Annotated in this window: 15 protein-coding genes and 2 pseudogenes; 7 read left to right on the top strand and 10 right to left on the bottom strand. The window is 57.6% G+C overall.

Annotated elements, in window-relative coordinates:
* Positions 1 to 30 precede the first annotated feature (30 nt).
* Positions 31 to 666, bottom strand: a pseudogene (locus tag RWK44_RS34060) (Crp/Fnr family transcriptional regulator); the annotation flags it as partial.
* A 1,300-nt stretch (positions 667 to 1,966) separates the two neighbouring features.
* The gene (locus RWK44_RS34055; RefSeq protein WP_316030105.1) at positions 1,967 to 2,224 is read right to left on the bottom strand and encodes a DUF982 domain-containing protein; all 258 of its coding nucleotides are present in this window, start codon (positions 2,222 to 2,224) and stop codon (positions 1,967 to 1,969) included.
* A 347-nt stretch (positions 2,225 to 2,571) separates the two neighbouring features.
* Between RWK44_RS34055 and tnpA the strand changes: the two genes are divergently transcribed.
* From tnpA to RWK44_RS34035, 4 genes are all read left to right on the top strand, one after another.
* Positions 2,572 to 2,958, top strand: a complete 387-nt coding sequence (tnpA, locus tag RWK44_RS34050; RefSeq protein WP_026158777.1) for an IS66-like element accessory protein TnpA — start codon at positions 2,572 to 2,574, stop codon at positions 2,956 to 2,958.
* Complete coding sequence (gene tnpB, locus RWK44_RS34045) at positions 2,955 to 3,308, top strand: IS66 family insertion sequence element accessory protein TnpB (RefSeq protein WP_131708967.1); 354 nt, start codon at positions 2,955 to 2,957, stop codon at positions 3,306 to 3,308. Before tnpA ends, tnpB begins: the two co-directional genes overlap by 4 nt.
* Positions 3,309 to 3,377: 69 nt before the next feature.
* Entirely contained in the window at positions 3,378 to 4,964 is a 1,587-nt protein-coding gene (tnpC, locus tag RWK44_RS34040) for an IS66 family transposase (protein ID WP_221159858.1), read from the top strand.
* A gap of 263 nt (positions 4,965 to 5,227) precedes the next feature.
* A complete protein-coding gene (locus RWK44_RS34035; RefSeq protein ID WP_017961383.1) occupies positions 5,228 to 5,503 on the top strand; it encodes a hypothetical protein in 276 nt (91 codons plus the stop codon).
* Between the two features lie 250 nt (positions 5,504 to 5,753).
* Here RWK44_RS34035 and RWK44_RS34030 read toward each other — a convergent pair whose 3' ends face one another.
* A complete protein-coding gene (locus tag RWK44_RS34030; protein ID WP_316030104.1) occupies positions 5,754 to 6,137 on the bottom strand; it encodes a response regulator in 384 nt (127 codons plus the stop codon).
* A gap of 26 nt (positions 6,138 to 6,163) precedes the next feature.
* Complete coding sequence (locus tag RWK44_RS34025) at positions 6,164 to 8,695, bottom strand: PAS domain S-box protein (protein ID WP_316030103.1); 2,532 nt, start codon at positions 8,693 to 8,695, stop codon at positions 6,164 to 6,166.
* A 682-nt stretch (positions 8,696 to 9,377) separates the two neighbouring features.
* Between RWK44_RS34025 and RWK44_RS34020 the strand changes: the two genes are divergently transcribed.
* Both RWK44_RS34020 and RWK44_RS34015 read left to right on the top strand, forming a co-directional pair.
* Positions 9,378 to 9,710 (top strand): helix-turn-helix domain-containing protein, encoded by a 333-nt coding sequence (locus tag RWK44_RS34020; RefSeq protein WP_316030102.1) that lies wholly within the window; start codon positions 9,378 to 9,380, stop codon positions 9,708 to 9,710.
* A complete protein-coding gene (locus RWK44_RS34015; RefSeq protein ID WP_316030101.1) occupies positions 9,703 to 10,950 on the top strand; it encodes a type II toxin-antitoxin system HipA family toxin in 1,248 nt (415 codons plus the stop codon). Before RWK44_RS34020 ends, RWK44_RS34015 begins: the two co-directional genes overlap by 8 nt.
* A gap of 585 nt (positions 10,951 to 11,535) precedes the next feature.
* Here the strand turns inward: RWK44_RS34015 and RWK44_RS34010 are convergent.
* Positions 11,536 to 11,956, bottom strand: a pseudogene (locus tag RWK44_RS34010) (hypothetical protein); the annotation flags it as partial.
* A 301-nt stretch (positions 11,957 to 12,257) separates the two neighbouring features.
* Between RWK44_RS34010 and RWK44_RS34005 the strand changes: the two are divergent.
* Positions 12,258 to 14,165, top strand: a complete 1,908-nt coding sequence (locus tag RWK44_RS34005) for an AI-2E family transporter (protein WP_316030116.1) — start codon at positions 12,258 to 12,260, stop codon at positions 14,163 to 14,165.
* A 370-nt stretch (positions 14,166 to 14,535) separates the two neighbouring features.
* Here RWK44_RS34005 and RWK44_RS34000 read toward each other — a convergent pair whose 3' ends face one another.
* From RWK44_RS34000 to RWK44_RS33980, 5 genes are all read right to left on the bottom strand, one after another.
* Complete coding sequence (locus RWK44_RS34000; RefSeq protein WP_316030100.1) at positions 14,536 to 14,793, bottom strand: hypothetical protein; 258 nt, start codon at positions 14,791 to 14,793, stop codon at positions 14,536 to 14,538.
* A 107-nt stretch (positions 14,794 to 14,900) separates the two neighbouring features.
* On the bottom strand, positions 14,901 to 15,122 hold the full coding sequence (locus RWK44_RS33995; protein WP_316030099.1) for a DUF4287 domain-containing protein: 222 nt from the start codon (positions 15,120 to 15,122) through the stop codon (positions 14,901 to 14,903).
* Positions 15,119 to 15,604, bottom strand: coding sequence for a VOC family protein (locus RWK44_RS33990; RefSeq protein WP_316030098.1), 486 nt, complete (start codon positions 15,602 to 15,604; stop codon positions 15,119 to 15,121). The genes RWK44_RS33995 and RWK44_RS33990 overlap by 4 nt, the downstream gene beginning before the upstream one ends.
* A 367-nt stretch (positions 15,605 to 15,971) precedes the next feature.
* Positions 15,972 to 16,346, bottom strand: coding sequence for a DUF3307 domain-containing protein (locus RWK44_RS33985; RefSeq protein ID WP_316030097.1), 375 nt, complete (start codon positions 16,344 to 16,346; stop codon positions 15,972 to 15,974).
* Between the two features lie 13 nt (positions 16,347 to 16,359).
* Positions 16,360 to 18,222, bottom strand: a complete 1,863-nt coding sequence (locus tag RWK44_RS33980) for an adenylate/guanylate cyclase domain-containing protein (RefSeq protein WP_316030115.1) — start codon at positions 18,220 to 18,222, stop codon at positions 16,360 to 16,362.
* Positions 18,223 to 18,272 lie beyond the last annotated feature (50 nt).

Genomic DNA, 18,272 nt, shown 5'->3' with positions numbered 1-18,272 from the left:
CCAGAGCTTACTTCAAAATGGATTATTTCAACGGGGCAAGGTCAGGATATTCCCGCGCGTGGCGCTGATGGCTCGCACACCCTCGACGATGTGAATTTCATTGGTAACCCCCGCACGTCGAACGCCGAGCATGAGCGAGAGGAACTGGTGGGTAAGAGGCAGGTCAGCGGTCCGCAGCCGGTCGTGGCACATCAACAGCCATCGTGCCAGCCGTTCAGACATGTTGTAGCGGGCATTGGCAAGAGCAGAATGGGCAAGCTGCAAGTCGCAGCAATGCACATATCTGAGAAGCAGGTCGTTGGCCGAAGGAACCCTTTCTACCATGGAAAGAAGCACGGATACCGGCACCGAAATTCCATGCCCCTCGACCTGCATGAAGGTCCTGTTCGGCGTTTGATCGACCTTCTGCAGCACATGAGCCCCTGCCATGCCCTCATATCCGACGTGTCCGACTTCCACGGATTCGTCATCGGAGTTGGTGGCAACAATTGACGCCAGGCCGCTCTCAAGGAAGTAGACGGTCCCACTTGGTACACCTGGAGAGATTAGTTCGAACTTCACCGGAAGCGCTACCGGCCGCATCGCGGACCGCAGCAGATCGAATGCTTCAGGCGCAAGCGCTCTCAGAAGAAGGTTTCGAATGTTTGACTGCGAAAAGTCGGACATAGCCTCCGGCGGGATTGCCCCAAATCTGATGTCGAATGGCGAAGGGTCAGCAATGTTTAATTTATGTGCCCGAATACGTCTTCAGGCCAAGAGGGGCCATGCCTTCTGTGCGGTTTTGACAATTCTGTGATGTGCCGATGCGCCTCAAATTTCACTCGGCCGGGGGGAACGGCTGCGTACCATCACTGGCAAAACTGGAAAAGTTCAAAACGATATGGGGAACTGGTGGCCGCCCAACGTACAGGAGACATAATGCTGGGGTTAGCAAGTAAACGCCGAGCGGCCCACTGAATAATACAAATTGTGACGGGGAGTTGTAGCTATTTTAAAATTTGTTCGGTCTCGTACATTAATAGCTTGTTAAGGAGAGCAGATCCTCTGGATGGCAATTCTGACATGTCATAATTTAATGCAATTTCTCCAAAACAGGGCAAAGTAGTTTTGCAGCGCAACATGCGTTGCTCTAGAAAACACCCCCCTTCCTGATCCCCGCTGTCGCGGGGTTTTCTTCGTCTGCATCTCGGCCGCGCCCCCGGAACACGAACAGATGTCCCCACATCCGATCGCGCAACGGAGAAATTTCATGAATATCGAACGTGTCGGTTAAACTCCACTATTGACCCCAATGGTCGGAACCGAACAACAACCTTTCCGGCTCTCCGTCGTTGGGCCACAAGGATCGCACAGGTGGTCCTCGCGCAGGGCCAGTCCGTCAACCCAACCTTTATTTCCTGCGCGATCCGCCCTTTCCCCAAACTGCCCCGTTTCCGCGGGGCTCTTTTTCGATAGGAACAAAAAAGCTCCCCGGTTAAGGAGAGGCGGGGCCTTGTCCGTCATGCCCCATCACCGCCCGGTTTCGCTGACGAGCTCGGTTCTCGCGACACGGGTCTCCGCATAGCGCCAAAAAAATCGTTGGCAACCGCCCCCCTGTTGCTTTTGCGCTGCCGTGCCTGCTTGATACTAGCGATCAAGACATTTGCGCATCATGCCGAACTAGCCGGTCGGATCTTGCGAGGCGCCCCATCCTCATCGAGACTGCACGGGCATTTTCTCCGATCGATGAGCGTTAAAAGTCTCGAAGATGATGTGGCAGTCGCTCCACAAAGGCAGCGGCTTGAAGCTTTTAAGCTTCGCACGTAGCACGATTATGGGCAGAACGCTGTCTCCGGTGATTAGGACAGTTCTAAATTCCAGAATCCGGTTCTGCTCAAAGCCTCATCAGGAGGGGTCCTGTCCTCAATGCGGAAGTGATCGACCAGAGCTCAAACCCGATCGTCTCTGCCGAAAATATATCAGTGACTTAGGTCAAAACTTTGGCTTCTGCCGCCGCAGATATAAAGGCCTCCCTGGCCACCTCGATGTGCCCCAAGCTGTTCATAGCCTCGACACACCGGCGTTTGGCGGCCTCGAGACAAGGGCCGTCGAGAAACGGCCATCTGTGCTCCAGATAGTCAATCGCCTCCGCAGGACCGTGTATGAATTCGGCTGAGCGCCTTCCGATGCGTATGGCTATGGGTGCAGTCCATCGAAGTTCATGTGTTTGGCTTTTTGAGGACATGCAAAACCTCCATGTTTCCCAAGGAGCGTTGTCTATACATATAAGATAAGCAGATGCTCGTTCAACATCTCACTTCGCTTGGTAAGGAAACGGACCGGTCGCGTGATCGCCGAAAAAGATTGTCGCAGCGGTGGCCGAGCAGGAACAGATCACTGAGGTGAACATCGGCAGGGCAGGCCGAAGACGCAGGATTAGGCATCTTCGCATGCCTTTTCAACGGAAGGAGTTTGGCGCGCCTTAGCAGCAGAGCTGAGCCCTTTCCGGTAACGGGTGTTCCGTCCCCACATTGCCCTCTGCCGCCTGATCTGTGATCGAGGTTTCCATGGATGAAGAACGGGAGTTTCTCCATGGAGACTACATTGGAGTTTCTCACAACCAGGAAGCCTGAACGTGAGGTCCACCGACATTGGCCTGATGAGGTCAAGGCGAAGATTGTTTCGGAAAGCTTGAGGCCTGGCACGACGGTCAATGAAGTTGCGCAGCGCTATGGATTGCGAGCGAACAGCCTCTCCACCTGGCGGACGATGGCACGGCAGGGCAAGCTGATCCTGCCAGCACCGGAGGATGCGGTAGAGTTCGCGGCGGTGATCGTCGATCCGCCTGTTTCGGAACTGCCGCCTAAAATGCTCAGTCGCCCCGAGATCGTCCTCGGGCCCGTCACCATCCGTCTTGAGGAAGGTGCGTCTGCTGCCCGGATCGCTGCAATCGCTCGCGCCCTGACGGCGGCGACATGATCTTTCCGTCAAACCGCGTCAGGATCATGGTGGCCACCAAACCCGTAGACTTCCGCAAGGGTCATGACGGCTTGGCAGCGCTTGTGAGGCACGAGCTGCACAAGGACCCGTTTACCGGAACTGTCTTCGTCTTCCGGTCCCGCAAGGCGGATCGGCTGAAGCTGATCTACTGGGATGGCTCCGGCATCGTCATGGCCTACAAGAGGCTGGAAGAGCACACGTTCACCTGGCCGGCCATCAAGGATGGCCTGATGACGCTGACACATGCCCAGTTCGAGGCCCTGTTTGCGGGCCTTGATTGGCGGCGGGTTCATGCCGTCCAGACGAGAACACCGGAGGCCATCGAGTAGCTGCGGCACGATGACTCAGCACGGCAAATTCCACAGGCAAGTCGGCTACGGATTTGATAGTTTTCGCCCATGCTGGATGCCGCCGACCTTCCCGATGATGTTGCCGCCCTGAAGGCGATGCTGATTGCGGCGCGGCTAAGCGAGGCGGCCAAAGACTCCGTGATAGCCAGCAAAGACGAGCACATCGCCCGCAAGGATGAGCGGATCGAGCGGCTTGAGAAGCTGGTAGCCGCCTTCAAACAAGCAGCCTTCGGGCGCAAATCCGAGAGGACCGATCCCGACCAGTTCGATCTGGCACTGGAGGACCTGGAAACGGCCATGGCCGCGATCCATGCCGAGGATGACGCGGACGTTCCTGCTGGAAACGGGATTGCCAAACCACGCGCGATCAATCGCGGTTCGCTTCCAAAGCATCTTCCGCGTGTCGAAGAGGTGATCGAGCCGGAAAGCCTGATCTGCGCCTGCGGCGGTTGCCTGCATTGCATTGGCGAGGATATCTCCGAGCGGCTGGACGTGATCCCGGCACAGTTCCGCGTCATCGTCACCCGTCGCCCCAAATATGCGTGCCGTGCCTGCACTGACGGTGTCGTTCAGGCCCCGGCTCCAGCACGGCTGATCCAGGCAGGACTGCCGACAGAAGCGACCGTCGCCCATGTGCTGGTCTCCAAATATGCCGATCATCTACCGCTTTACCGTCAGGCCCAGATCATGAACCGCCAGGGCATTGACCTCGACCGATCCACGCTGGCTGACTGGGTCGGTCGGGCAGCGTTCGAATTGCGTCCCGTCTTTGATGCGCTGATCGCCGACCTGAAGCGCTCATCCAAGCTGTTCATGGACGAGACCCGTGCCCCGGTTCTCGATCCCGGCTCGCACAAAACCAAGACCGGATACTTCTGGGCGCTGGCGCGGGATGATCGTCCTTGGAATGGCGGTGCTCCGCCAGGTGTTGCCTTTACCTATGCGCCCGGTCGCGGAGGCATTCATGCCGAACGGATATTGCAGGGCTTCTCGGGCATTCTGCAGGTCGATGGATATGCCGGATACAACAGGCTGATCGCACCGGAGCGTGTCGGTCCTGACATCCAGCTTGCCTATTGCTGGGCGCATGCCCGGCGCAAGCTGGTGGAGATCACCCGCAACGGCTCAGCACCGATTGCCGAGGACGGCGTCAAGCGCATCGGCGAACTGTACCGCATCGAAGCCGAACTTCGGGGCCTTAATCCGAAGGCTCGCTTGGCTGGGCGACAGGAGCGGTCAGCGCCACTGGTCGCCGACATGCAGGCCTGGCTTGTCCATCACCGTGCCCGTGTCGCAACGAAGTCGCCGCTCGGCGAGGCTTTGGCCTACATCGCCAAATACTGGGACGGCCTGAAGCTCTTCCTGACCGACGGACGCATAGAGATCGACAACAACACCGTCGAGCGGACCATCCGACCGATAGCTCTCAATCGCAAGAACGCGCTCTTTGCAGGCCATGACGCGGGAGCAGAGAATTGGGCGACAATCGCCTCGCTGATCGAAACCTGCAAATTCAATGCCGTCGATCCGCTGACCTATTTGACTGCGACGCTCACCGCCATCGTCAACGGTCACAGGCAGAGTTGCATCGATGAGCTTTTGCCGTGGAATTATTCGGGACGAACAAACGGCTGAAGTCTGCTGTCGGCCCGAAGCGGTCACTGGGGTTGCTCAAATTTACGCATCCCTTAATCTCTCCAAAGAGTTTGGAGAAGACTGACATGACATGGCTCATCGACTCTTTCTCAGGAATTGGGCCTATAAGATTTGACATGACTCCAGAGGATGTCGCCACACACATTGGAGCACCAGACCGGTCGAGACGCGGCCTTCGGCCTGATACGTTCAGTGAGCATCGCGGTACCAAAGCGCCAGTCGTACGCTATCGAGAAAATCGCGTGAGCGAGATCGAAGCCTTCTACGATATTGGGGTAGTTATGTTTCGAGGGATATCTGTTTTCGGAACGAACGGATTAAAGGTACTCCGCGCATTGGAAGAGCTAAACGGGGGAGCCGCGATTTCTGTTGGGATCATACTGTTCGACAAGCTCGGCTTAACGGTGGGCCGTCTGGATGAAGGTCCGCCCACAGGGCATTCGGTAACCGCCTTTGCATCCGGCACTTGGAACGGCAAAACCGATGACTTCACTAGCATCAGTTTCAATGACCGCTAATGGCGCATTCTTGCCATCAATGTCGTAGCGGCATTTTTCGGAAAGCCCAATCGAGCTTGCTCAATGTGCGAGGAAAACACCGCTTACCCTTTCCGAATTGATCTTCTTCATTTACCTGAGTGGAACTCGCACCCCTCGAGCTTCGTCGGAGGGAGCTGTACGGCACGCCTTCGGCTCCCGTCGCTTTGTTTGTGAGAAGCTACGGATCGTCTGGCTGAAAGGCGTGCAAGTAGAAGCTTGGTCCAGGAAGTTATAAAAGAGGGGATGGTCCGATGCCGAACATCTCTCGAATCAGACGTGCGACGTCATCACCGACGAAAGGCTTCGCAAGGGTGGGGATCCCGTCAAAAGAGCGATCAAGGCCTTTATTGCCGTAACCAGTGGCAAAGGCGAAGGGTATGCCGCGCTCTTTCAAGGCTTCTGCAATGGGGTAGCTCGGCTGGCCATCGAGATTGACGTCGAGGATCGCCAAATCGAAATCTCCCGTTCGGGCCAGTTCACGCGCATCCTCCAGCCGCGATGCAACAGCTCCGACTTCGTGGCCCAATTCCTCTAAGATGTCCTCCATCATCATCGCCACAAGCGCCTCGTCCTCGACCACCAAAATGCGAAGCTTCTTTGTTTCGGAGTTCATTTCTGTCCAATCGCTTGTGAGGGTGTTCAGGCTACCGGGGCATCGAGCGCAAAGATGATCCCGGATTCGGGGAAGGAAAGCTCCGCACGCGCGCCAAGTTCGCGTCCCAGGGCTTGTTCAAGCAAACGACTCCCGAAGCCCCTGCGGGTGGGAGACTTTACTGGAGGGCCGCCATATTCGGTCCAAAGCAGGCGAATGCTTCGGTCGCTGTCGGTACCCTTCACATCCCAATGAACGACAACCCTGCCGGCGCCGGTAGAAAGTGCCCCATATTTCACCGCGTTAGTCGCAAGTTCATGAAATGCCATCGACAGGGAAAGAGCCAGTTTCGGCCGCAGACGCAACGCCGGACCGGAAATTTCGAACCTGTTTGGTGAGTCCGGATGAATCGCGTGGATCGATCGTTCCAGAATTTCATGGATATCGGCACCCTCCCAACTTTCGCGCGTGAGCAGATCATGAGCCCTGGCAAGAGCGACGAGGCGGGTTTCGAACAGTTTGAATGACTGACTGCCACGTTCACCTCGGAACGTCTGGCCTGCCAGCGACTGCACGGTTGCGAGCGTGTTTTTCACCCGGTGATTAAGCTCGTTGACGAGCAGCTGACGGCGCCGCTCTTCCTGCCGACGCTCCGTGATGTCTCGGGCGATTTTCGAAGCGCCGATGATCTTGCCGGCCGCATTTCTCAGCGGAGAAACAGTCAACGAGATTTCGACCGGGGCACCGTTCTTTTTCACGCGGATCGACTCAAGATGTTCAAGGTGCTCGCCGCGGCGGATGCGCGAAAGGATCTCACGCTCTTCGTCCTGACGATCAGGAGGGATAAGAAGGTTGATCGGCCTGCCTATCACCTCAGAAGCTTCATACCCAAAGAGACGTTCGGCACCATCGTTCCAGGTTTGTATCACTCCGTGAATGTCTTTGCTGATGATCGCATCGTCAGAGAATTTGACGATAGCTGCCAGACGTTCGGAATATTCCTCGGCTTTCTTCCGATCCGATATGTCCACCAGCATGTTGATTGCGCCGATAAGCTTGCCGGCAGTATCGTGCAGCGGTGTCGGATAGGGGATGAAGGGGATACGCGTGCCGTCAGGCCGTTCTGCGATGGCTTCTTCGCCGCGAACCGCTCTGTCTTCCTTGAGTGCCACTGCCATCGGACATTCATCATGCGGCAGATAGGTTCCGTCAGGCCGATAGAGCCTCCAGGTGACACACCACTCGTCTCCAACCTGGGGAGTGCGACCAGCCATTTCCACGGCAGCCTTGTTGAAGAAAGTTATGCGGCCCTTTGCATCCGTCGTGTAGACCGCCGCTGGCAAGGCCTCAAGGAGATCGCTGAGATGTTTTTCGTTCTCCCGAATGCGATCTTCCATATATTTGGCTTCGGTGACGTCGATTAGAACTCGCACTCCGTAGCGAAATTTTCGTTCTGCATCACGCACGGACGAGCTATAGACATCAAGGTAAACAGGGGTACCGTCCGCCCTGCTCGCCTGTTTTCGCAAGGCATAGCTGTCAATCCTGCCGGCTACCTGCTGGGCATACAACCCGGCATCCTGGTCGCGATCATCGGGGTGCGTGTAGTCAAGGAATGTCAAGTTCAACAGCTCTTCCCTGGAACGTCCGAGGATTCGGCACAAGGCGTCGTTTACGCGTAGCAATCGCCCATCGGCGTCCGCCTCCGCTATTCCGATCGTCGCAGCCTGATAGGTCGCAGCGAGACGCTCATCGCTTTCACGCCGCGCGCTTTCTGCCTCGTATATGTCCGTTACGTCTGTGGTGAAGCAACGGGTATTGAGGAAGCGACCGTCTTGAAACCTGCTGTTTGACGTAATCATGACGCGTTTCGCCGATCCGTCTTTCGCACGCAGGCTAGCTGGATATCGATCGAGCTTTTCACCGCAGCTCAGTTTTCCAAGTATCTCCTCGATGGCCGACGAGTCCGTGTGGAATTCCGCGACATGTCTGCCGATATATTCCTCCGGAGCATACCCGAGGAGGTTGAGCTCGGCCTTGTTTGCCCTCAAGATGGTCCCGTCGCGACTGACGATATGAAGACCGATAGCGGCGTTCTCGAAGAAATCCTCCAGATCGTCCGTTTTCTGCCGCGCTTCCTCCTCGAGCTGCTTTTGTTTCGAAATATCCTGGAAACAGTTGATGGCGCCTTGAATCTCACCTCTTTGGTCGCGTAGCGGCCGGATATTGACCAAGGCAATGAATCGAGTTCCGTCAGGTCGCTCAATCGTCACCTCCGCATTGCGAGTGGCATGCCCGGTTCTGATCGCCTCGGCCATCGGACAATCCTCATGAGCGAGTGCGGTTCCATCGACAAGATATAGGCGATGGGAGCCGCAGAAACGCTCTCTGGGATGCTGCAGAGACGGGCGCCTTCCCCACAGCTCCGCAGCTTCGGCATTGTAGCGCATCAGCCATCCGTCACGGTCGCATACATACACGGCGCCGGGAATAGCATCGAGCAAGACCGGCGTCCCACCAACAATCGCTTCATACTCGGTCAGTGGCGCGATCGCCCGGAGTTCTTCGACATTCGACATTCAGCCCCTGCACTTTCCCATTTACCCAACTCGCTCGCATCTCTCGACCGGACGCTGGACTCGACCCAACTTCCCGTAACGGCTTCAAAGCTAAATGGTTCCATGCCGATCCGACAGCTGCATCTCTGTGTTTAGCAGGTCAGAAACAGCCTGTTGAAAGCTCCCCCTCTGTCGCGGATCTCTCCCGAGAGCTTAGCAGTTCCCCCACACGGATTCGAAATCGGTGAAATACGGATTGCGGCTGCCGTTGCGACAAATATATATCGAGCCCGCCGCCGCTGGGCTAACTGCATGGCCTTTGCTAAGGCGGCCGAGCCGCCTCGTCTGGAGGAAGCCCGTCCACGCTCGGATTGTTTTGTTGCACGATTTGCGGCTCGTAGGGATCTTTCCGTCGCACCGCGTGCGGATAGTGGCGGCGACGGAGTCGTTCGTCTTGATGAGATCAGAACTCGAACCCCAAGCCCAACTGGCCTAAGAAGCTGATTTTCTTGAAGCTCTGTGGCTTAGCCCCTATTCGGCAACATCAGCTGCTTCTGGTTCCGCATTAATCGGACCAGGATGGGCTCAACGCACAAATTGCTGTAGGCACGACGAAGCGATCTGATCGTAACCCTAAACTTCTCTGGAGTGATTGTAAGCTTCGTGCTACACATTCCGCGGAAATGTAGTGCGAAGGTGGCAAATGCCAACACCTCATAATCCTCCGGCCGCTGTGCGGCGCGCTCTGCGCAAACTGGGCGCAGACATACACGACGCTCGCCGGCGTCGCCGCCTGCCTATGGCTGTCGTCGCCGAGCGTGCCTTTACCTCACGCTCAACGCTTCAAAAGATCGAAGCCGGGGACACCAATGTCAGCATCGGCATCTACGCAGGCGTTCTACAGGCACTCGGCTTGCTAGAGGGACTGAGCCAGGTCGCCGACATCAGAAACGACAGCGTCGGTCAGTCGCTCGCCAGTGCACAACTCCCTAAACACGCCCACCCAAAGCGATCGCCGGGATCGCGTGATGGCTGATTTCGAAGTTCATCTCGACTTACACGGCCGCACACGTCCGATCGGGCTGGCGCGGAGTAATCGGGTGCGTGGTGCCGAGACGATCATGTTCGAGTATGACCGAGCCTGGCTTGAGGACACTGACCGCTTCTCGCTTGAGCCCGCGCTAGCCCTTACTCGGGGCGCTTTTGCGCCACCTGCCGGCCTTGCAACCTTTGGCTCCATTGGCGACTCTGCGCCCGATACCTGGGGTCGGCGCCTGATGCAACGCTCCGAGCGGCGTACGGCTGAGCGTGATGGCCGGGCCGTCCGCACACTGGCGGAAAGCGACTATCTGCTTGGCGTCGCGGACGAGACACGGCTCGGCGCGTTCCGCTTTCGCTGGGCTGGCGAGGAGCAATTCGAAGCGCCGGCCCGCGCCGGCGTCCCCGCCCTCATCGAGCTCGGCCGCCTGCTGCAGATCACCGAACGCATCCTGCGCGATGAGGAAACCGACGAAGACCTTCAACTTATCTTCGCACCTGGCTCGTCGCTTGGTGGAGCGCGGCCGAAGGCTTCTGTCATCGATCAACATGGCCATCTCTCGATCGCCAAGTTTCCTAAGGAAACCGACGATTACAGCATAGAGACATGGGAAGAGATTGCTATGCGACTGGCTGAACAAGCCGGCATAGTCACTCCCCTGCACGAACTCATTGACGTCGCCGGAAAGAAGGTCATGCTCTCGCGTCGCTTCGACCGCAATTATAGTGTCCGCCTCCCATTCCTTTCCGCGATGGCGATGATGGGCGCAATGGACGGCGAGCGTGGCAGCTACCCGGAGATCGTGGACGTCCTGGCTGAGCACGGCGCACAGGGAAAAACCGATTCCAAAGCGCTCTATCGCCGCGTCGCCTTCAATGTGCTGATCTCCAACGTCGACGACCACCTGCGAAATCACGGGTTTCTGTGGCTTGGCAAAGGCGGCTGGTCGTTGTCCCCTGCCTATGACCTCAATCCGGTGCCTACCGACGTCAAAGCACGCATCCTGACGACCAACATCGACCTCGATGACGGCACCTGTTCGCTTGATCTGCTGGAAGAAGCTGCCGGTTTCTTCTCGCTCACGCTCGCACAGGCACGTGCTATCATCAAGGAAGTCGCGACCTCCACCGCGACGTGGCGCGAGACCGCAAAAGCAGTGGGTGCGCGGTCGGCAGAGATCAACCGTATGGCTAGCGCTTTCGAGCACGATGATTTGCAGCGAGCGCTAGCCCTATAACGAGAACCCTCCTCCAGCACCAAGCTCAACGGGGGGAAGGCGCGAACAAGTTGCCGCGCCAGGACATGCAGGACATTTGTATGGCAGCCATTTGGGAGAGCAAGGTTGCCGATCCGAGGAAGGCTGGCGAAACTGCCTTCCGTTGGGTCCGCCGGCTCCTGCCAAAACACATCCATAGCACCCCACCATCCTGACCGTCCGCCATCATGGAGCAACTCCAGATTTCGAAAGCATGTCGATTGAGCGCGGCGGGCAGTTCGGATTAGAATATCGACCTAGGTAGGGCTCGGGCGCGGGCTCTCCGCCCCAGACCCAATGCTCCTGAGGTGTATCCGATACATTGCCTTGAAATCCGCGAAGTTTGCAAACCCGTCGAGGCGAGCCGCCCTGACTATGGTCGTCGGGGCAACCGAACATTCGATGGCGATTGATTGCAACGTCCCGAAGGCAATCAACTCCGGTTTTTCGAGCGCCTTACGAATGACGCGTTCCGACTGCCAGTTGAAAACGACCACCCGTGCCGCGATCATGTTCTTCAGATCGCGCAAGTTCTTGGGTTGGACGACCGAAGTTGCCGTGTCAGTGTCATGCCGATCGATACCGCATTGGAGCTATTGCCCTTGGCAGACAAAGCCTACTTTGCGTCGTCAATCGTCGTATCCACCCAGCCGCCTGCCCGGCGGCTTCTGCGAGAACTGGCTTGGGCGCCTTAAAATATTGTCGAGAGGCAACTCACGCTTTCGACGAACGAAGTCGATCGCGTCGTCCAGTGTTGAAAACTCATTTGGCAACGTAAGGTGCAGGAAGAGCGCTACGACTGCGACCGAACGAGACGGCCACCACGACAATTGACGAGAACGCTGCCACGTTCGCGAAGCGGATAGGACGGTTTGTCAGGCAGGATCTGTTCAAGGGCGGCACGAAGGATATAGTGGGCGGCAACCATCTGGGTATCTGGATTTCCGACGCCGTCTATCAGGCCCACCTTGTAATAGCGAATCTCCCCCACATGGCCAAAGGAACAAATCTAGACGAGGTCAACTAACGTGAAAGAAACCGGCAGTTCTCATCTTGACATTTGTTGCTGCTTATTGCCCGTGCGATCACCTCCGCACACCGTGCCCTAAAGGCCGTCAAGTGAGGGTCACAACGTTGCCGAGGCCACACTGCGCACTAATTGCAAAGACTTGGCGAGCGCGACTGACACATCAACGTCTTCGAACAACGCCAAGATCACGGAGGCGGAATTGGAAAATGACCTCGGGCCCCATCGCGTCTATTCGACCTTGCCATCCTCCCCTTCACGCATGCCTGCCTTCGCCAGTGTACTCGCTGTTATTGCTATTCTGTATTTCGCCAAGGAAGTACTTCTTCCTCTAGCAATCGCAGTCCTGTTGACTTTCGCATTGGCTCCCATCTCCTCGCGTCTTCGAAAGCTGGGCCTGCCCCGTGTTCCGGCGGTCATAGTCACTGTCGTGCTCGCTTTCCTTGTCCTCGTCCTGTTCGGGCTTGTGGTAGCGGGTCACGTTTCCGAAGTCGCCCAGAACCTTCCGGCTTACCAGGATAACATCATAGCAAAAATTCGGTCTCTCCAGGAAAGTGGAACGGATAGCGGTATTGTGCGGCGCCTGACCTCCGTCGTTGAGAGCGTCGGTCGTGAGCTCAGCAACGCCGAGGAGCGCCCACTTGCTCCAGGTACCGGATCAAGACCAAGGGAGCCCGTGCTCGTCGAAATATTCGCGCCTAGCAGACCGATTGAAACGCTTACCAGCCTGATTGGTCCTCTGCTTGGCCCTATCGCCTCTTTGGGTTTGATCATCGTCGTCGTGATATTCATGCTGTTAGAGCGGGAAGAGCTTCGCGACCGCTTTATCCGGCTCGTTGGCTATGGGGATCTCCATCGCACAACAGAAGCCATCCAGGAGGCGGGAAGCCGCGTCGCGCGGTATCTTCTTATGCAGTTGGTCGTGAACTGCGCTTACGGCGTTCCATTGGCGCTCGGACTGTGGGCTCTTGGCATTCCAAATCCAGCGCTCTGGGGGATGCTGGCGATCGTCCTGCGATTTGTCCCCTATATTGGGCCTGTAATCGCGACCGTTCTGCCGCTGTTCCTGGCATTTGCGGTCGACCCCGGCTGGAGCCTTGTTCTCTGGGTTGCAGCCATCTTCGTCGTGCTGGAATTGACCAGCAACAACGTCATAGAGCCCTGGCTTTATGGTTCTCGTACCGGACTCTCTCCGCTGGCAATCATCGTCGCGGCGATTTTTTGGGCATGGCTGTGGGGGCCAGTCGGTCTTGTACTGTCCACGCCGTTGACCGTGTGTCTTGCAGTGCTGGGGCGGTACGTCCCGCAGTTCGAATTCCTCGAGGTGGTTTTTGGTAGTGATCCGGTGCTCGATCCCAAGGAGCGGCTGTACCAGCGGCTTCTTGCCGGCGATCCGGACGAGGCGACCGATTACGCTGAGGAATTCCTTGAGGAGGATTATCTGGAGCATTACTACGGAAAGGTTGCCATTCCCGCCCTTCTACTCGCGGAGAAAGATAGGCGTCGAGGTGTCTTGACCGCGGAGCAGATGGAACAGGTGTTCGGGACCGCCATCACGCTGGTCTCGAACCTTGGGGAAATTGCGCAGGAAGAAGAGGAAGAGGAAGAGGAGGAAAAAGAAGAAGAACAGAAAGAGAAGGAAGCGGCAGGTCGGCCCAGCACTCGCCCCAAGGAAGGGAACGGGGATGACGGCGAACTGCCTGACGGACGCGGCAAGACCGTCTTTTGCGTCGGAGGCAGGGGCCCGCTCGACGACGCGTCGGCTGCGATGCTCGCTCAAATTCTTCAGGTGCAGGGAGCCGAGGTGGTTGCAGCAAGGCATTCTGACATCCCCAATCGTCGCGCCATGAGCCTCATTCCGAAACAATCGAATGCCATCGTGGTTTGCTTCCTCAACGAGGACTCGGCAAGGCACGCCAGCATACTTATTCGTCGGTTCAAGCGCATATACCCGGCCATCCGCGTCGGCGCGGTCCTTTGGGTGGAAAACCAGGAGGAAAGGCAACCGCTTGCGCTTCGGGAGGCGGATTTCGTCGCCACCACCTTGACCTCCGCTGCCTGCGAGGCACTCGCCGATGCACCGGCATCACTGGTGACGACGGCGCGCAAGATCCGGACCAGGCGATCCCAGAGCAAGACAGGCATAACCGCGGCGCGGTCCGGGATTTAGCCGGGAACCCGAAACCAGATGTGATGAGACAAGAAGTTCTGGTTTACGTATTCTCTTCACTATTTTGTATTGCTCGACGGATTGCCTCTGTCGTTGTGGCGCTCCCGTGTAGAACCTGGCCCATAGTGCCTCCCTCCATTCTAAGGAAAATAATGCACCATCAAATGCCGGGACTAAACACCTAGTCTCTGGTTTTCCGCAGAAAGCACCTTTCTAACGAAAAACCGTCCAGGTGTACGGTCGTCCCCTTCGAGTTCCCCAAACTGCTCATAACCAAGCTTTAGGTAGAACGGTTTTGCTTGGAAGTCGTAGGTGTCTAGGAAGATGCCCAGATATCCCCGTTCGCGGGCAATGCGCTCCGCCTCTCCCATTAATTGACGCCAAGACCCTTTCCTCGGAGTGCCTCAGGCACAACTAAATACTTGACGAACAGCCAATTGAGTTCATCGAACGCGTACAGGCCGCCGACGATCTCCGCAGTCTCGGGTTGCCTCAAAACTATACCAAGATGAGGCCATGCCGCTATGGTCGCGGTGTGGCGGCTATTGAAGGCCACCAGCGGTTTAAGGAGGTGGTCAAGCTGATCTGCGGTCGGCTCGGCCGAGAGGGTTTCTACGATTGCAATCATCGCGCGAGAATGCGTCAATGGATGGCGGTTGTCTAGTCGATCGTTGCGGCTGTTCGTCCGCTTAGGGCCGAAAGCAGATAAGACGTTGCGCCTCGCACCGCACTCCGTTAAGAGACCGCATCCTTGTCTTCCGCGAGAGTGTGCGCCACGATCGCATTTGCATGCCCGTGGCCCATTCCGTGTTCGCTCTTCAATATGCCGACAAGTTCCATGTGCTTCGCAGGATAGTGCTTTCGCACGAACGCTTGCCAGTCGTCGATGGGACGGCCGTATTTCTTCTCGATTGATGGGAAATAGGAAGCAGGTCCTTTGATCTTCTCGGTGGTCATCGCGCGTCATCCCCTTTTCGTGCCGCATCGATCACTGCCACGTCGATTTTCCTCATCGTCATCATTGCGTCGAACGCGCGCTTTGCTTGTTCGCCACCTGCTGCAAGCGCGTCCATTAGAATGCGAGGTGTGATCTGCCAGGATACTCCCCACTTATCCTTGCACCAGCCGCATTCACTTTCCTGACCGCCATTGCCGACGATGGCGTTCCAATAGCGATCTGTTTCTTCCTGATCCTCAGTACTGATCTGGAATGAGAAGGCTTCGCTGTGCTTGAATGTGGGGCCGCCATTCAATCCGATGCACGCGACACCTGCCACCGTGAACTCGACGACCAACACGTCTCCCTCGTCTCCGTCGGGGTATTTGCCGGGCGCGCGGATGATGGCTCCGATCTTGCTGTCTGGGAAGGTATCGGCATAAAAGCGGGCGGCTTCCTCAGCGTCGTTGTTGTACCATAGACAAATGGTGTTCTTAGACATCGCGTCGTCCTCCTGATCGTTGTCCTTCAGATCGAGAGCCCGACCTGATGATACGATGACGCACCAGCTTCCACCGATCCGACATCATGATCAAAATCGCTGCTCTTTTTTAACCCGTCGCGTTTTGGCAGGCCGAACCCTCGGGCCGACAGGCAACCTCGGCCGCTTTGCGAAGAGGACTGCCATGAATTCTCCGTTTCGACATCTCGGCTTTGCTTGTGCAGTCGTCGTTGGCGCTCAAGATGGGCTGCCTCATCGCCTTTGGTCGGTCGAATGGTTCATTTCTCCCGGCGAAGTCGAGCCTGCGTCCACTTCGGACGAAGCGCGGACAGGCGATTGCGTGCGTGAGCGGAAGCCGGATGACCTCTCAGGTCGCCACAACCAGAATTCCAGTGTAGGTAAGGTGATGCAGCAGTTGATCCGCTCCGTGTGAGGCCCAGTAGGCTCGGGTCGTCATGGCAACCGGGTAGAGGTGCGAATGTACCGCCTTCACGTGGTCAATCAGGTAGTGGATCAGAAATTCTGCCACCGCCAGGAGCGTGACCGTCTTGGCATCCAATCCGAATAGCAAGAGCCCCGGAATGGTGCCGGCCACGTGGATCGCTGCATGGGCATAGCCACCTGGATGATGGAGATCGCCCTTGCCACGAAGGACCCAGCCCGGTTGCAGTAGATAGTCAGCCGCGAAGTGCTTCGCCTGTAGCCAAGCCAGCAGGCTTATGAGTGAAAATGCACTCTCCATGCTGCCTCCTCCCTCAAGTCGGGGCTGATTTCCTCTCCAAGGTGAAAATTGGCACCGGTTGCGACTTGCCGCGCACCATCGCTTCGCCCAGCGAGCGCGTATCGACCTGATTGCAGGTTCGCTCCAACGTCTCGCCACTCAGCACGATCTCTACGCCATTGTCTTTCGCGACGCCGACGAGACGGCTCGCGAGATTCACGGCATCGCCGATCGCAGTATAGCTCAAGCGTTCGGCCGAGCCGATATTGCCGACGAGAGCCGTGCCGCTGTTGATGCCGATCCTGACCCTCACCGCGTCGTGGTGGGGTGCCAGCGGCGGCATGGCATGCATCGCATCACGGATGGCGGCGGCGGCACGGCAGGCGCGCAGTGCATGATCGGGCTCGTCGTTCGGCGCGTTCCAGATAGCCATGACGGCGTCACCAATGAACTTGTCAACGGTGCCGCCCTCGGCGTGGATCGCGGCGATGGAGAGCGTGAGGAAGCGGGTGAGGTGCGGCTCGACACCGGCGCCGAGTTCCTCTGTCATCTCGGTGAAGCCAGGAAGGTCGGCGAACAGGACAGTGATGTCGGTGAGCTTGCCGCCGGGCTTGGGCTCTATGCCGCCATCGACCAGTGGCCGAACCACATCCAGTGGCATGAAGCGAGCGAAGGCCGATAGCCCTGACGACATCCGTTTTAGCGTCACCGAAAAGTCGTTGAGTTCAGCCAGCATCGTAGGCGTGTGGCTGACTGCACCGAGTTCAAAGCGTTCGACCGCGTGCAATTGCTGGGCAAGCCGGGCAAGCGGCCGGGCGAAGAGCAGGCGAGCGAAAACAATGGCCGTGACGGCGGCGAGCAGCGCGATTCCCGCAATGATGAAGAGCACGCGCTTGGTGTTCTCGTCGATATCGCCGGCAAAGGTGGAGCGCGGAATGGCCGTCAGCAACCGCCAATCCTCGAACGGCAGCGTGTTGGACGAAATGAAGACCGGGCCGATCGCGTCGCTCTGCTGAAGTGTGCGGAAGGCACTACCAGGATTGGCCTTGCGTGCTGACGCGACGGCGGCGGAAAGCGCATCGGCCTTTGGAAAATCAGCGAGATGGGCGGCCATGACGCCGTCTGACGGCTCTGATGTCGCGAGAACCACATCGTCCTTAGCGAGCACATAGACTTTGCTCTCTGAGGGGATATTGAGATCCTGCAGCGTCAGTGACAATTTCCGCAGGCTGACGGCCACCATGACGACGCCTTCGAGCCGACCGAAGGCCTCGACACGCTTGGAAAGCACGATCGACGGCTCGAAGCCGCTGGGCAGGATATCGACGACAGTCCAGGACGGATCTCTGCTGTCCCTACCCTTGCGATACCAGGACGAGCCTTCCGTCACATAGGCGCTCTCGCTCTTGACACGCTCTTCGAAGAATATGTCGCCGGGGATGGGCTTGTGTCGGTCACGGCGCAGCGTGCGAGGTTCGCCGGGCGCGGCTTTGCCGATTTCGACCATCTCGATCCGGCCATCGGAGGCGGCATGTGAGCCGAAGAAGCGACCATCGGTGAAACCGAACCCAATCCAGGCGATCGCCGGCTGCTCTCGCAGCAACGAGAGAAATAAGAACTCCCGCTTGACCTCGTCGTCGGGCTTGATGGCGCCCTGGAAGAAGACGGAGCGGACTATTTCCGCGGTGCTCGAAACGAGTGCGAGTTGCGAGGCGAGTTCGTTGCGGACGGCCCCAGTGCTCTGCGCATCCAGAGCCGCCACGACTTTTTCCACATTGGCGCTCGCGGTACGTTGCCAGATCAGATGTACGAAGACAGCGGTCGAGATGACGGCAAGCAGCAGCAGTATGGTGACTGCGCGGCCCATCTTCACGCGGGGAAGGAAATCAGCGCTCATGGCGGTCGGTGATGAGTCGGGCGCTGCGCTCATAGCGAAGATAGGCCAGA

Origin of the sequence: Rhizobium sp. 25PS6 (genome assembly GCF_032464655.1) — a bacterium.
Classification (GTDB): Bacteria; Pseudomonadota; Alphaproteobacteria; order Rhizobiales; family Rhizobiaceae; genus Rhizobium; species Rhizobium laguerreae.
This window is presented reverse-complemented; position numbering and strand designations above follow the sequence as displayed.

Coding starts and splice junctions, on each gene's coding strand:
- RWK44_RS34055 (WP_316030105.1), bottom strand. CDS start 2,224: ATGTCCTCAAAAAGCCAAACACATGAACTTCGATGGACTGCACCCATA.
- tnpA (WP_026158777.1), top strand. CDS start 2,572: ATGGAGACTACATTGGAGTTTCTCACAACCAGGAAGCCTGAACGTGAG.
- tnpB (WP_131708967.1), top strand. CDS start 2,955: ATGATCTTTCCGTCAAACCGCGTCAGGATCATGGTGGCCACCAAACCC.
- tnpC (WP_221159858.1), top strand. CDS start 3,378: ATGCTGGATGCCGCCGACCTTCCCGATGATGTTGCCGCCCTGAAGGCG.
- RWK44_RS34030 (WP_316030104.1), bottom strand. CDS start 6,137: ATGAACTCCGAAACAAAGAAGCTTCGCATTTTGGTGGTCGAGGACGAG.
- RWK44_RS34025 (WP_316030103.1), bottom strand. CDS start 8,695: ATGTCGAATGTCGAAGAACTCCGGGCGATCGCGCCACTGACCGAGTAT.
- RWK44_RS34020 (WP_316030102.1), top strand. CDS start 9,378: ATGCCAACACCTCATAATCCTCCGGCCGCTGTGCGGCGCGCTCTGCGC.
- RWK44_RS34015 (WP_316030101.1), top strand. CDS start 9,703: ATGGCTGATTTCGAAGTTCATCTCGACTTACACGGCCGCACACGTCCG.
- RWK44_RS34005 (WP_316030116.1), top strand. CDS start 12,258: ATGCCTGCCTTCGCCAGTGTACTCGCTGTTATTGCTATTCTGTATTTC.
- RWK44_RS34000 (WP_316030100.1), bottom strand. CDS start 14,793: ATGATTGCAATCGTAGAAACCCTCTCGGCCGAGCCGACCGCAGATCAG.
- RWK44_RS33995 (WP_316030099.1), bottom strand. CDS start 15,122: ATGACCACCGAGAAGATCAAAGGACCTGCTTCCTATTTCCCATCAATC.
- RWK44_RS33990 (WP_316030098.1), bottom strand. CDS start 15,604: ATGTCTAAGAACACCATTTGTCTATGGTACAACAACGACGCTGAGGAA.
- RWK44_RS33985 (WP_316030097.1), bottom strand. CDS start 16,346: ATGGAGAGTGCATTTTCACTCATAAGCCTGCTGGCTTGGCTACAGGCG.
- RWK44_RS33980 (WP_316030115.1), bottom strand. CDS start 18,222: ATGAGCGCTGATTTCCTTCCCCGCGTGAAGATGGGCCGCGCAGTCACC.